Here is a 14737-nt window from a genome sequence, read left to right as displayed (position 1 = left end):
TTTTTTGTATTTTAAAAATAAATTAGTCTGTTTGCCCAACTAGACTTAGATTGTTAATTGCCTATTTCTTTGCCTTCTGAGTTAATTGTAGTTAATTGTTAAGTCATACAAAGCTAGCTGGCGAAGTTTTACGTCTCCGCAACACTTAGGGCTGCTAAACGAGATACAGTATCGTAAAGCTACTAGTAACGGTAACTCCAATCTCTTAAAATAGTTGCCATTACTTCTTTCCTTTTCGTTAACTTATATATTTAGATCGAGATATTATTGTTAACATTAGTAAAAAAGCTGAAAAGATTGGGGGATTGTTACTGCTATGGGTCGTGTAGGCGTATTACTACTCAATCTCGGTGGTCCGGAGAAATTAGAGGATGTAGGACCGTTTTTATATAACTTGTTTTCTGATCCAGAAATCATTCGCCTACCTTTTCCCTGGTTGCAAAAACCCCTAGCTTGGTTTATTGCCTCACGCCGTACCAAAAAATCTCAAGAAAACTACCGCAAAATTGGGGGTGGTTCCCCGTTGCGACGCATTACCGAAGCGCAGGGTGCAGCTCTAAAAGAACAACTGCACGCTTTGGGACAGGAAGCTAATATATACATTGGTATGCGTTACTGGCATCCCTATACGGAAGAAGCGATCGCTCGCCTTAACCAAGACGGGATCGAAAAATTGGTCATCTTACCACTGTATCCCCAGTTTTCTATCAGCACAAGCGGTTCGAGCTTTCGACTTTTAGAGAAAATTTGGCAAGAAGATCCAAGGCTCCAGCGAATTGAATACACCGTTATTCCCTCTTGGTACAAACAACCAGGATATCTCCAGGCAATGGCGGCACTGATAGCTCAGGAACTCGATCAAGTGCCCAATCCAGATGAGGCTCATGTATTTTTCAGCGCTCATGGAGTTCCCAAAAGTTATGTTGAAGAAGCAGGCGATCCCTATCAGCAAGAAATTGAGGAATGCACCTATTTAATTATGCAGACACTCAATCGACCCAATGCTCATACATTGGCTTACCAAAGTCGTGTTGGCCCTGTAGAATGGCTGCAACCCTATACTGAAGATGCCATCCCAGAGCTAGCAGAAAAAGGCGTAAAAGACTTAGTTGTCGTGCCTATAAGTTTCGTGTCCGAACATATCGAGACACTCGAAGAAATTGACCTTGAGTATCGAGAAATTGCAGAGGAAGCAGGAATTCATAACTTCCGTCGCGTACCAGCTCTCAACACCCATCCAGTATTTATTAAAGCGCTAGCAGACTTGGTAGTTGATGCCCTTAAAGCCCCTAGTATTAAGCTTTCGCAAGTCTACCAAATGAAAAAAAAGGTCAAAATCTATCCGCCAGAGCGTTGGGAATGGGGTATTACTACGAGTGCAGAAGTTTGGAATGGTCGTATTGCTATGCTTGGTTTTATTGGCTTAATGATTGAATTAATTACTGGACATGGTTTATTGCATATGCTTGGGATTTTGTAGTCAGGTGTAAAAGACTAAATAAAAGAAAAAGCGCTCCTTTGGGAGCGCCATTATTGGTTGTATTTCATTAAGCACTCATAGAACAACAACCGAAATCTGAAACAAACCTAAGCGTTGATTGCAGGAGCCTTAGCAGCCAAGTCTAGAGGAAAATTATGAGCGTTACGCTCGTGCATCACTTCCATTCCCAGGTTGGCACGGTTGATGATATCTGCCCAGGTGTTAATTACACGTCCTTGAGAATCAATTACGGATTGGTTAAAGTTAAAACCGTTGAGGTTAAATGCCATTGTGCTGATACCCAAGGCGGTAAACCAGATACCAATTACAGGTAAAGCGGCTAAAACAAAGTGCAATGAACGAGAGTTTCTGAAGCTAACGTATTGCCAAAAAAGTCTTCCCAAGTAGCCGTGAGCAGCAACAATATTGTAGGTTTCTTCTTCTTGACCAAATTTATAGCCGTAGTTGGCTGATTCGGTTTCACTGGTTTCACGCACTAGGGTAGAGGTTACCAAAGAGCCGTGCATCGCAGAAATTAAAGCACCTCCAAATACACCTACAACTCCTAATTGGTGGAAGGGGTGCATCAAAATATTGTGTTCGGCTTGGAACACTAACATAAAGTTGAAGGTTCCCGAAATACCCAAGGGCATACCATCACTGAAAGAACCTTGTCCAAGGGGGTAAATAAGAAATACTGCAGTAGCAGAAGCTAAGGGGGCGCTGTACGCTACACAGATCCAAGGACGCATCCCCAAACGATAGCTCAGTTCCCACTGACGACCGAGATAGCAGAAACAACCGATTAGGAAATGGAAGATAATTAGCTGGTATGGCCCACCGTTGTAGAGCCACTCATCTAAGGATGCAGCTTCCCAAATTGGGTAGAAGTGCAAACCGATCGCATTAGAAGAAGGTACAACCGCACCAGAGATGATATTGTTGCCATAGAGCAAGGAACCTGCCACAGGCTCGCGGATTCCATCGATGTCCACGGGGGGAGCAGCGATAAAGGCGATGATAAAGCAGGTGGTGGCGGTAAGTAGGGTAGGAATCATTAACACGCCAAACCAACCAATATATAGGCGATTTTCTGTGCTGGTAATCCACTCACAGAAGCGTTCCCAGACATTGGCACTTGTACGTCTTTGTAAGGTTGTGGTCATATTTTCAAATAATGACAGTGATAATTGACGATTTAGTTGTTGTTCTCTGAGTCACAACAACTGATTGCATCCTAAAAAACTTGCCCAGGCTTTGCAGTTACTAAAAGTTATTAAAAGTTATAGAATTTAGTTAGTGTTAGTTATTAAAACCAGCAATCAGTTATAAAAAATAATAGGGATAATACTCTTTACATCTGGAAAGGGTATTCCTTTTTGACAATAATTGTTGGTGTAGAGTGCAATTAATCGCGTCTCTACAAAAACTACATTTTTACTAAAACACTTAAAAAATCCTGCGAATCATGAATGTTGAAGAGGCTTTAGAAATTATTGAAAGTCTTCTAAAAAACGCAGCATTAAATGACTTACAGGAAGTCATATTTAGACAGTGTTGGGAACAAAAAAGTTATCCTGAAATAGCTCAAAATTTAGGTTACGATGCTGACTATGTCAAACTTGTAGGCTTCCAACTTTGGAAAAATATCTCAGAAATTATGGGTGTAAAAGTTACGAAAAATAACTTTCGTACTGTTTTGAGAAGATGGAGTTTGCATCATTTTAATAATCAAGTAAAAGAAAAAATCTACCCAAATTTAGACTCAAATACACATCAAGACTGGGATAAAGCAGTTGATGTTTATTTATTTTACGGACGATCACAAGAACTAGAACTTCTAGAAAAGTGGATAATTCAAGACCGTTGCCGATTAGTGGCGCTATTGGGTATTGGTGGAATTGGCAAGACTTCTTTGTCTGTAAAAATAGGTGAGAAAATTCAGACAGAATTTGAGTATACTATTTGGCGTTCTCTACAGAATGCTCCAACTCTTGATTCACTTTTAACTAACATTATTCAATTTCTTTCTCACCAAAAGGAAAGCGAATTACCTGAATCTTTAGATGAAAAATTTTCTCGACTGCTAAACTATCTTCAAAAATATCGCTGCTTGCTCATTCTTGATAATGCAGAGACAATTTTAACAAGTAATGAGCTAGGAAAAACGGGTAAATATCGAGCCGGATATGAAGGCTATGGAGAATTTTTTCAGCGCATTGGTGAGTTTCGTCATCAAAGCTGCCTAGTGCTAACAAGTCGAGAAAAGCCAAAAGAAATTGCCATTTTTGAAGGGGAAAATTTACCTGTTCGTTCTTTACAATTATCTGGTTTATCAATTGCAGATGGACAAGCTATCTTTAGTTGTAAAGGGAATTTTAATGGCTCAAATCATGACTGGCAGAAATTAATCCAATCTTATGCTGGTAACCCATTGGCACTGAAAATTGTAGCAACAACTATTCGGGATTTATTTGATGGCGATATCTCCCGTTTTCTTACTCAAGGCACAATTATCTTTGGTGATATTCAGGATTTACTCGAACAGCAGTTTCGGCGCTTGTCAGCTTTAGAACAAGAAGTTATGTACTGGTTAGCAATTAATCGCGAACCAGTGAGTTTTACAGAATTACAGGCTGATTTACTATCTTCTACTTCCACTGCTGAGTTAATGGCAGCACTAGAGGCTTTAGAGAGGCGATCGCTCATTGAAAAAGGCAGCGGTTTGTTTACGCTACAACCTGTCTTAATGGAGTACATGACTAGTTGCTTGATTCAGCGAGTATGCATTGAAATTGAAAATCAGGGTGTTTCTCTCTTCAAAACTCATGCACTCATCAAAGCCACAGCCAAAGATTACATCAAAGAAATTCAAATCTACCTGATTCTTAACCCTGTTATTCAAAAATTACTGTCTATTTTCGGAAGTACCAACCGGATTGAATCTCAGTTAATGGCAATTTTGGCATCACTGCGTGGCAAGAAACCAAGTGAAACAGGATATGTAGGTGGAAATATTATTAATTTACTTCGTCAGCTAAACATAAATTTAAGTAACCATGATTTTTCTGAGGTAACGATTTGGCAAGCTGATTGCAAAGGAATTAACTTACACCAAACTAACTTTGCCCATGCGGATTTGGCAAAATCTACGTTTACTGCCAATTTAAGTTACATCTTTACCGTAGCAGTAAGCCCAGATGGTAGTCTGGTGGCGACTGGCGATACTGACGGCAAAATTTCTTTGTGGCAAATCACAGATGGAGAGCAACGCTTGACTTGGGAGGGGCACGCAGGTTGGGTACGTGCAATTGTCTTTAGTGCTGATGGTCAAACATTATTTAGTGCTAGCGATGATCAAACTGTCAAGTATTGGAATCTTGCAGGTGAATGTTTGCAAGTATTTAGCGGGCATAATAGCTTTGTTTGGACTGCTGCTTTGGTTGAACAGCCAAATTCAAGTAATAATCATCCCATTCTTGCTAGTGGTAGTATTGACCGGACTATCAAACTGTGGGATATAAAAAGTGGAGAATGTCTGAAAACACTGCAAGGACATATCGATTGGATTTGTTCTATTGCTTGTAGTCCAGATGGTCAAACTATAGCCAGTGGGAGCATTGACCAGACAATTAAACTCTGGAATGTCAATACTGGCGAATGTTTGATAACTTTGCACGGTCACAGCCGTGATGTTTGGTCTGTAGCATTTAGCATAGATGGTAAATTGCTGGTGAGCGGTAGTGCAGATGGTACTGTTAGGATTTGGGATGTATCAACGAGTCAATGTCTGCACATACTTCAAGGTCATAAAAATCATGTCTGGTGTGTTGTCTGTAGTCAAGATGGTAATACGATCGCCAGTGGTAGTAGTGATGCAACGATTCGACTGTGGAACATTCACACTGGAGAATGTCTAAAAACTTTACAAGGACACACCAACACTTTGCGATCGCTCGCTTTTAGTCCGAATGGAAAAAATTTGATTGCCAGTGATGATAACCAAACTATTAAACTTTGGGATATTAGCACAGGCAAGTGTTTCCGCACCTTGAGTGGATATGGTAGCGGGATCTGGGCATTAGCCGTCTCTCCCTACAATCATCTTTGTGACTCTCCGATTTTAGCTAGTGGTAGCGAAGACCAAAAAGTTAAACTTTGGGATATTAATACTGGCAAGTGTATCAAAACTTTAGAAGGACATACAAACTGGGTACGCTTTGTGGCTTTCAGCCCTGATGGTAGAACTTTGGCAAGCGGCAGTTCTGATGAAACGGTGAGAATTTGGGATATTCAAACTGGAGAATGTCTAAAAATTTTGCGAGGACACACAAGCTGGGTGCTTTCAGTTGCCTTTAGTCCCGATGGGTACTTAACTAGTGGTGGTAGTGATAAACAAGTACGAATATGGGATGTGCAGACTGGAGAATGTCTGCGAGTTTTTCAACATGATACTGCTGCTGTCTCAACTATTTATAGTCGCGATGGCAAGCTTTTGATTAGTACTGGTGCAGATTTCTTAATTCGGGGTTGGGATGTGCAGACAGGACAGTGCATCAAAATATTTACTGGACATACTACAGCAATTTGGTCGGCTGTGTTTAGTCCGGATGGACAAACCTTGGCAAGTGGTAGTGAAGATAAAACAATCAAAATCTGGGATGTTGAGACTGTAAAGTGTCTTTCAACCCTACACGGGCATTCTGGCGCTGTCGTTTCTGTGGCTTACAGTTCTGATGGTAATTTTCTTGCTAGTGCTAGTACTGACAAAACGATTAGAATTTGGAATGTGGAAACTGGAGAGTGTTTGAAAGTGCTTCAAGGTCATAGGCGATGGATTTATGCAGTAGCTTTTATCGATTCTCGCCTTCTTGCCAGTAGCAGTGAAGATCAAACCATCCGGCTTTGGGATGTAATAGAAGGTAAGTGTCTAAAAATTCTCAAAAGTCTCAGACCTTATGAAGGTATGAATATTACAGGTGCCACTGGTTTGACGCCTGCCCAGCGAGATACACTCTTAGCATTGGGAGCGATCGCTGACTAATCGGGTTGATAGTACTTCTGGCGAGTATACCGCCTATAGCGACGATACCAGTATTTACCACTACCGACTGCAAACCACAGCATAATTAAAGCTATTAATCCTCCTTGCCGAGGAGCATCAAAGGCAAAGAATACTAATGCAATGCACAGTGTATCTTGAATAAAAGTTGCCCACAGAGGTAAGCCGCGCAAGCGAAAGAACCAGCCAATCTGAACTAGTTGGAGTACTAAGGCGAGCATACCCCCAATCAAGGCAATGAGCCAACTGGGAGTTGCTGTTGCTGAAGCTACGGCTAATCCCATAATTGCTCCTACAAGCGGGGATAATAAAAGCTGTATTATTTGTAGGAATCTTTGACCAATCAATTTTTTAGAAGCAAATAGCTCAAAACATGACCAACTAGTCAGAATCGCCAGTAAGACGGGTGAGGAAATTTGAGATAAAATTGGCACTTGTGACCAGAGATTGCCGCCCTGTAACAGTCCAATAAAGAGTAAGGGTAAAGCTATTCTGATTCCGGCGGCGGCTGAAGCAGAAAGTGCAGCTAGGAGTTCAATCATTTCACCTAGAGCGCTAATTTATAACTAAGGGTTTGTGATGTAAACTTACCCTCTTGTGCTAAATTTTTATCAACAAATTGAATTTTAGATAAAGTTTTACATTAATCATCAGTATTTTTAAGGTTAAGTAATGCTCGTTATTCTAAGACGAAGATGGGGAAGAAAATTTTTGGTTCTTCCCCCACTTTACTAATTTTGGATCGGGACTTACGCACGAGTTATGGAATCGTAAACCACAGAGTACGCTGAGAACACCGAGGAAAGAGGATTTTAGAGGGATTTTGCATAAGTCCTATGGATTTTGGATTGGCTATTCCAGAATTTTGAAACCAGACTCCCGCGTAACAATTTGGTAACTTCCTAAATCCCCAACCTTTGGTAAACCTGTTCTAAATGCTGTAGATGGTGCTGTGGATCAAAACACGCTTCAATTTCTGCTGGTGACAATTTTGCAATGACACGCGAGTCTTTGCTAATTAAGTCATGGAAATTTCCATCTGGCTTGTTCCAAGCTTGGTGAGCATTTTCTTGCACAATTTTATATGCTTCCTCACGCGTCATTCCTTTTTCCACCAAAGTCAGGAGTACTCTTTGGCTGAACACGACACCGCCGTAAACATTCATGTTTCGTGTCATGTTCTCAGGATAAACCAGCAGATTTTTCACCAATTCGGTTATTTCATGCAGCATAAAATGCATCAAAATACAAGCATCCGGCAAAACTACCCTTTCGACGGAGCTGTGGGAAATATCCCGTTCGTGCCAGAGAGCGACATTTTCCAAAGCAGCGATCGCATGACTTCTAATAATTCTTGCCATGCCCGTTAAGCGTTCTGAACGGATGGGATTGCGCTTGTGCGGCATGGCTGAAGAACCTTTTTGTCCTTTAGCGAAAAATTCTTCAACTTCCAAAACATCAGTTTTTTGGAGGTTGCGGATTTCGACAGCAAAACGTTCTATGGAAGCAGCAACCAAAGCTAACTGTTGGACAAAATCGGCATGGAGATCGCGGGAAATTACTTGGGTTGATGCCGTATCGGGTTTGAGTCCAAGTTTTTCGCAGGCGATCGCTTCCACACGCGGCTCAATATTGGCATATGTTCCGACTGCACCAGAAATCTTACCAACAGCAATGGTTTTGCGTAGAATTTGCAAGCGTTCTTGGTGACGCAACACTTCTGCTAACCACCCAGCTAATTTAAAGCCAAAGGTAATTGGCTCGGCATGGATGCCGTGAGAACGTCCAATCATTACCGTGTAGCGATGTTCTTTCGCCTTTTGACGGATTGCATCAATCAAATCTTGCAGGCGTTGCAATAATATATCTAGACTGGCAACTAGTTGTAGTGCCAAAGCTGTATCTAAGACATCTGAGCTGGTTAAACCCAGATGAATGTAACGCCCAGCCTCACCTACATATTCGTTAACGTTTGTCAAAAAGGCAATAACATCGTGGCGGACTTCAGCTTCAATTTCCAATACCCTTTGCGGATCGAAATTCGCCTTTGCCTTGATTTCCTCAACTGCCTCGGCTGGAATGTAACCTAATTCCGCCTGCGCCTCACAAACAGCGATTTCTACTTGCAACCAGGTTTTGAATTTATATGCTTCCGTCCAGAGATTGCCCATTTCGGGCAGGGTATAACGCTCAATCACAGTCCGCCACAGAGTACAACCGTCATATTGTACATTTTGTGGTTGTGAAGTTACCGATTTTTTCTCATCCTTTTTAAGCGTTTGGAATGGGGAAAGCGCGAAAAGAGATTGCTTGCCCAGTTAGAACCAGATTTTTTAGTACTGGATTTTTGATTGTTCGGTTTCAAACCTTGTTGGTTGCGATCGCTCTCACTGATAGGAACTGCATAATTAGCCGGAACAATACGAGAACCATACCTTCGTGAGTAAACCTGGGTAAATTCTGCACCAAAAAACAAGATTTGGGCGGCATAATTAACCCACACTAGAATTACTACTATTGAACCAGCAGCTCCATAGGTAGAGCCAAAAGTAGCATTACCCAGATAATGCCCCAGTGCATACCTGCCCAAGGAAAACAACAGTGAGGTAATTACAGCTCCGATTAAAACATCTTTCCAAGTAATTTTGGCATCTGGCAAGACTTTGAAAATTAGCCCGAATAGCACTGTGGTGATAGCAAAACCAAGGAAAAAGTTAATAAATTGCCAGATAAAATCGACACCTGGCAGCAAGTGGCTAAAGTAATTAATTATGCCTTGCAAAACAGCACTAATCACTAGTGAAACCAACAGGAGAAAGCCAATTGCTAAAATCATTGCAAACGATAAAAAGCGCTGGCGAACCATATTTTTCATCGCCTTTCCTGGTTTTGGCTGCACTTCCCAAATCGTATTTAGGGCATCTTGTAACTCGGTAAATAGACCAGTAGCACCAAATAGCAAAACTACGATACTGATCAGTGAGGCGATAGTTCCTGCTCGTGGTCGATTGGCATTATCGATCGCATTTTGAATAACTTTAGCACCTTCAGCCCCAATTAAACCTTGAAGCTGATTAAAAATTGCGTTAGTTGCCGCTGCTTCTCCAAATGCTGCACCAGCCACCGCAATCACAATAATTAATAATGGGGCGATGGAAAAAATAGTGTAATAAGATAAGGCTGCGGCTAACCGCGACGCTTTATCTTTCTGCCATTCACTGAATGTTTCTTGGAACAACCCCCAAATCGTTTGCAAATTCATTACTTCCTCTCTGTCAGCAGGATGTTTTTACCTCCAGAGTTAATAAATACTAAATTTGCTGAGTATCCTACATCTTCCTTAAGGTGTTTACATCCTCATATTTAAGACAGAATTACAACTCCCGTAAACGTGTACAGATTTTTTAATTCCATCGAAGACAGTCATTTAGTGGTAGAGAGACTAATTACCATCTAGATAATTTCAGTCCCCAAAGGCACTATCAGGTGTTTTTAAATCGATACCGCGTTTAGCAAAAGTATTGAGAATTAAAGTGCGGTTTGCGCCTGTGTAAAGTAATTCGTCTGCTTTGAGTAACATCGCCAAACCTTCGCGGAATTCGTCCTTTTGACCGATTTTTTCATTTCTAAGAATTTTGCGTTTTGCTTTTGGATTATCTGCTTCTATCTCACCAAACAACGCCATTGTTTTCATCACCAGTAAATCGGCTTTGCGATCGCCACCCATAGCTTGTCGCAAATCCCACAATGCAGAACTCCAAATATTACCATTTTCATGAGGATCGCCATCTTGGACAAAATTGGCTGTTGTACGCGAGCCGTCGAGATTGCGATTGCTTTTATCTGTTAATTTCTCACCAGCACGATGCCATTCATAAATATCAGGTGAGTTGAGCATTACCGCCGTCCAATAATCGCAAGTTCCCTCATCCATGTGGATTTTACGGTTGCTGTTTTCTTTGGGTTTGCGGTTTTGGTTTTCGCGGAAATCTGCGGTGTGGCTGACGATATGGTGTCCAACCTCGTGAATAATAATTGCCGCGTTGTGGGAGGGATTTTCGTTGTAAGGATAGCCATTAACAACTACGCGATCGCCATTGGCATCTTTGATATAGTCATTGCCAGAACCTAAATGCACTTCACCCGTGAGATTCATTTGTTCTACTGGATGCTCAAAGCCTTCATCGTCAAAGCGATCGCTTGGTAGGCGGTAATGCCCTCCACCAAAAGAACGTGGCTCGTCACTACGCCTGTCACAATCATTTTGTCGATAGCCTGGTAGTCGCGAACAAGAATGATCGTTCACCACTACACGCAAGTAGGGAAGTGGTTTTTCGCCCAGTTCTGCCAGCAAACTATTTGCGTAAGTTAATGTCCGATCTGCATGATAATAGGCGTTCACCTCGCCGAAGCGTGCAGCACTTAAAGCGCGATCATTTTCTTTTCCTTCTACTTTTTCATTTTTCCAAAAAGTCGGGCCACCACTACCCGGATCGTACAAAAACGAATCTCCTTCAGCGTTCCCCATTGGAACACCTCGCAATTCACCAGTCTTTTCGTCTTTTTCGACTAAGACGCCGTAGTTAACAACTTCTAATTGCTTACCCTTAAGACGCCAAGGTTCACCAGGTTTTTTGACTAAGTTCGGCAACTTTACAACCTCTGGCTTGATTTTATCGGCTGTTTTAGCGCTGACCTGATTTTGAGGTAAACCAAGATAGACATGGGCTTGGGGAGCATCTTCAATTTCAGATGCAATTGCATTTTCAAGATTGTAAGTTTGAAAATTATTACCTTTGATCACCACGACTACTCCCAAGCTCAATAAAAAAATCAGAACGAAGTTAAAAAGACGAGAGGTTTTCATAGGCCATACTTAGAAAGAAAAGGTTGTTCTAACAGTTCCTACAAAAATCGTGTCGTTGTTGTGTTTGTGTTCTGGATTGGTAATTACTAACAAACCAGGGGTAATTTCAATATTGTCAGCAGCTTGAAAGCGATAAAATACTTCTAAATGCCAAGAGGTAGCTTCATCTATAAACTTTCTGCCATATCCATTGCTAATAACTTTCGGCGGTTGACCAATAATAATTCCAGCCAAATCACCTTCTTTGCCCAAATCTAGAAAAGCAAGGGTGATTGCATAGTTAAAAATATTTGCTGTTGGTTTACCTGATAAATCTTCTGCTGTCGCTTGCGTAAAACCAACCCAACCCCCAAGATTAAAACGACGGCTGAATCGCCAAGTTGCTTCTACTCCATAGGAATTTGCACTGATGCGATCGCTGTCATTATCAAACGGATCGTTAGCAAGTTCGCTTCCCGTTCCTGTATTGATATTGTTGTCAGAACGTACATAAGTCAAACCGATTTCAGCATCTTCAATTGGTTCAAGAGTTAACTGCACAATTGCACCGTCAGGACTTTTACTAATTCCAGACTCCGGTTCTTCAGCATTATCAGCTACGTATCCAACACCCAAACTTACAGCGTCGCTAAACTCATAATCTATTCCTACTCCTGCACCAAAGCTTTGTCGGTAGATAGGATTGCGCCGTCCAAACCGGGAAATAGCACCACGACTACTACTGCTAAAATATGGATTGAGCGTATCAGCAAAATCACTGAGTTCACCACCCGTGGCCTCTATGTAAACTCTTGCTTGTTGTCCAATCGGAAAACGATATTCTAATCGGCTAATTTCAAATTCATTATCAGTGTCCCCTTCAAATCCTAAGCGAGCCATCGCAGTACTTGTAACCCGATCCAATCTGGGAATACTTCTAGCTTGCAAGCGAACTCTAAAACGATCTTCACCAGTAAAGCTAGTATCAAAGTTCAAACGCACCCGCTGACTGAAAACAAAATTATCGTTAATGGGTTCACCACTATCATCAGCCTTATTTCCACCAGTGAATCCTGTCAGTGCAAATATAGCTTCTCCACTTAATGTGGTAGTTGTAGAAAACTGCTGTGTTTCTAAGAGATCTGTTCGCACCTGCAAATTGTCTACCTGTCCTTGGAAAGTAGCTAACTCAGGAGCAAATTCTACTTGCAATCGCCTTAAGGTAGATAAATCATCTTGATTTACCAAATTATTAATACCTGCTTCGATAAGTTGACTAATACTGTTTAAGCAAGCATTTAAATTCATAGCAAATTGGTAGCGAGTAAGAACCCGGTTACCTTCATAGATTTTAGAATCAGTGATGCAACCATAGCGTTGCGCTAAAGATTGCAAAGCTTGAAAGGCCCAATCTGTAGTTCTAACCTCAGATAGATGCGAAACAGAGGTTGATTGGCTGTAAGAATCTAAGAAGATTGAGTCTGTGGTTGCGGTAGTTGCGTTGGCAACAATGGCACTGTTTGCTAACACTAAAATAGTGCTAAGAACAGTCGAGCCAAGACCTATCACTCCCTCAAAAGAAAACATTTTGTTTTGAGAATAGAGGCTGGTTGAACATATCTCAACTTCACTCAAAATCCTATGCTAAATTCAGACGAACACGGTCGTGTAAAATCTCCATCTCGGTTTTAAACTCGCCGTTCAAAGACATTAATAGCTGAGGAAGTATCTCAAGTTCAGCTACCTGAGGTTGAAATTGTATGACTTGATTATCTACCTTGATGGGGGTAAGGTCGAGGCGGATCACCTGTTTTTGATAGATGGTAATATCTGCAATCCAACCGTGATGCCAAATTTTATCTACCTTGTGAAATCGTCCCCGCGCACCAAAGGTAAAATTACCAAGTGAGTAAACAATAGGTACATTCTGATAAACTTCAACTCCTTGGGCTATGTGGGGATGGTGTCCTAGCACTAAATCGACATTGTATTTTACAGCCCGCTTTCCCCAATGCTTCTGTTTGTCGGTCACAGGCATATAGTTCCGTCCCCAGTGAAAGCTTACAATTAACACATCCACGCAAGGGCGCAAAGCTGCGATCGCTTCTTGGATTGTCTGTTGTGTCATCTGTGCAACACCGGGATTATCCCCCAAAGCAAAGTATCCCTTGTAATTTTCTCTGTAGGCACGGTAGCCCTGCATAAAACCCACAAATCCAATCCGGGTTCCTGCAATTTCGACCACATGACCGGCGATCGCTTCCTGATAAGATGTTCCTGCTCCAAAGTATCCAATTTCGTACTTATCCAAAATTTTTTGCGTATCCACCAAGCCTGTAACACCGTAATCAAGGATGTGGTTGTTGGCAAGGCACAATAAGTCAAAACCAAAATCTTTAAGAGCTTGTGCTGACTCAGGACTAGCTTTGTAGGCATATTTTTTTTCCGGAGACAGTGGAACAGTATGGCAGGTTAGGGGAACTTCTAAGTTACCAACAATTAGGTCTGCATCCTGAAAGTATGGTTTGATCTGCCGAAATGGGTAGTCATACCCGTGTTGATCTAAATAAGCTTGAGCTGCGTCAGCCAACATAATATCACCCACAGCAAAGATGTGGATCTCTTGCTTACTTGTGCCACTAGCGGAAAAGGAATTGGGTTGTTTGCAATTCATTGCATAAAATTTTTACTTTGACCTGACACCAAGAGGGTGAGGTTCCTCAGACAGTATTGAGGAACCTCAGGACGGCAACTGCTATGCTACAAATTTACGCACTGACCCTCTTTCTGTTTGGCTACATTATCACCACCTGTGGGTGGTGGATTGTTGTCCTGACACTGCAAATTGTTGCCAATCTGATTAGACGAAATTGTGATTCCACCATCTCTATTCTTGTTGGCTTGCACGTTACCATTGATGCTGTTGCTTGCGACGCTAACTAATCCAGTATTTTCTTCGAGTTGTATATCACCTGTAATGGTAGCTCCATCGATGTCAACGTCTACCCCCTTACGCAAGGAAACATTGTTGCCGATTTGCGTACCGGAGTTGATGTCGATTCTATTTGCGCTTTCGCCTTGAATACCGCCCGTAATGCTGGCTCCATTAACTGTCAAATTGGCGCGAGACTTCACGGTAATGTTTCCCTGAACGGTAGTACCGTTAAGTGTACAAGATGAATCATCCGGTACAATCACGTTTCCCGTAACAGTAACCTCGCCAAGTGTTCCCCGGCATTCTGTATCTTCGGCAAGAGCCACAGGTGCGCCAACCAGCATGGACGACAAAGACAGAAACGTTATAAAGTTTGAAACTAAAATCTTTTTCATCATTCACTCCTCAAAAAAT

The 14737-nt window shown here is 41.7% G+C and carries 10 protein-coding genes; 2 read left to right on the top strand and 8 right to left on the bottom strand.

Features of this window, described 5'->3' with window-relative positions; genetic code table 11:
• The first annotated feature begins 316 nt into the window (after positions 1-316).
• On the top strand, positions 317-1480 hold the full coding sequence (gene hemH / locus UYC_RS0131995; RefSeq protein ID WP_016872292.1) for a ferrochelatase: 1164 nt from the start codon (positions 317-319) through the stop codon (positions 1478-1480).
• A gap of 107 nt (positions 1481-1587) precedes the next feature.
• On the opposite strand, the gene psbA is transcribed toward hemH, so the two are convergent.
• Positions 1588-2646, bottom strand: coding sequence for a photosystem II q(b) protein (gene psbA / locus UYC_RS0131990; protein ID WP_016872293.1), 1059 nt, complete (start codon positions 2644-2646; stop codon positions 1588-1590).
• Between the two features lie 302 nt (positions 2647-2948).
• Between psbA and UYC_RS0131985 the strand changes: the two genes are divergently transcribed.
• A complete protein-coding gene (locus tag UYC_RS0131985; RefSeq protein WP_016872294.1) occupies positions 2949-6524 on the top strand; it encodes a WD40 domain-containing protein in 3576 nt (1191 codons plus the stop codon).
• Here UYC_RS0131985 and UYC_RS0131980 read toward each other — a convergent pair.
• From UYC_RS0131980 to UYC_RS0131950, 7 genes are all read right to left on the bottom strand, one after another.
• Complete coding sequence (locus UYC_RS0131980; RefSeq protein WP_016872295.1) at positions 6521-7084, bottom strand: DUF4126 domain-containing protein; 564 nt, start codon at positions 7082-7084, stop codon at positions 6521-6523. The two genes, UYC_RS0131985 and UYC_RS0131980, sit on opposite strands and share 4 nt — an antisense overlap.
• Before the next feature lie 360 nt (positions 7085-7444).
• On the bottom strand, positions 7445-8740 hold the full coding sequence (gene purB, locus UYC_RS0131975) for an adenylosuccinate lyase (RefSeq protein ID WP_016872296.1): 1296 nt from the start codon (positions 8738-8740) through the stop codon (positions 7445-7447).
• 50 nt (positions 8741-8790) lie between these two features.
• Positions 8791-9804: a YihY/virulence factor BrkB family protein gene (locus tag UYC_RS0131970; RefSeq protein WP_016872297.1), complete on the bottom strand. Its 1014-nt coding sequence runs from the start codon at positions 9802-9804 to the stop codon at positions 8791-8793.
• Positions 9805-10005: 201 nt separating this feature from the next.
• A complete protein-coding gene (locus tag UYC_RS0131965; protein ID WP_016872298.1) occupies positions 10006-11409 on the bottom strand; it encodes a M36 family metallopeptidase in 1404 nt (467 codons plus the stop codon).
• A 9-nt stretch (positions 11410-11418) separates the two neighbouring features.
• The gene (locus UYC_RS0131960) at positions 11419-12975 is read right to left on the bottom strand and encodes an iron uptake porin (RefSeq protein WP_016872299.1); all 1557 of its coding nucleotides are present in this window, start codon (positions 12973-12975) and stop codon (positions 11419-11421) included.
• 52 nt (positions 12976-13027) lie between these two features.
• A complete protein-coding gene (locus UYC_RS0131955; protein WP_016872300.1) occupies positions 13028-14062 on the bottom strand; it encodes a CapA family protein in 1035 nt (344 codons plus the stop codon).
• 86 nt (positions 14063-14148) lie between these two features.
• Positions 14149-14667, bottom strand: a complete 519-nt coding sequence (locus UYC_RS0131950; RefSeq protein WP_016872301.1) for a DUF4097 family beta strand repeat-containing protein — start codon at positions 14665-14667, stop codon at positions 14149-14151.
• Positions 14668-14737: the final 70 nt, after the last annotated feature.

Source organism: Chlorogloeopsis fritschii PCC 6912 (genome assembly GCF_000317285.1).
Classification (GTDB): domain Bacteria; phylum Cyanobacteriota; class Cyanobacteriia; order Cyanobacteriales; family Nostocaceae; genus Chlorogloeopsis; species Chlorogloeopsis fritschii.
This window is presented reverse-complemented; position numbering and strand designations above follow the sequence as displayed.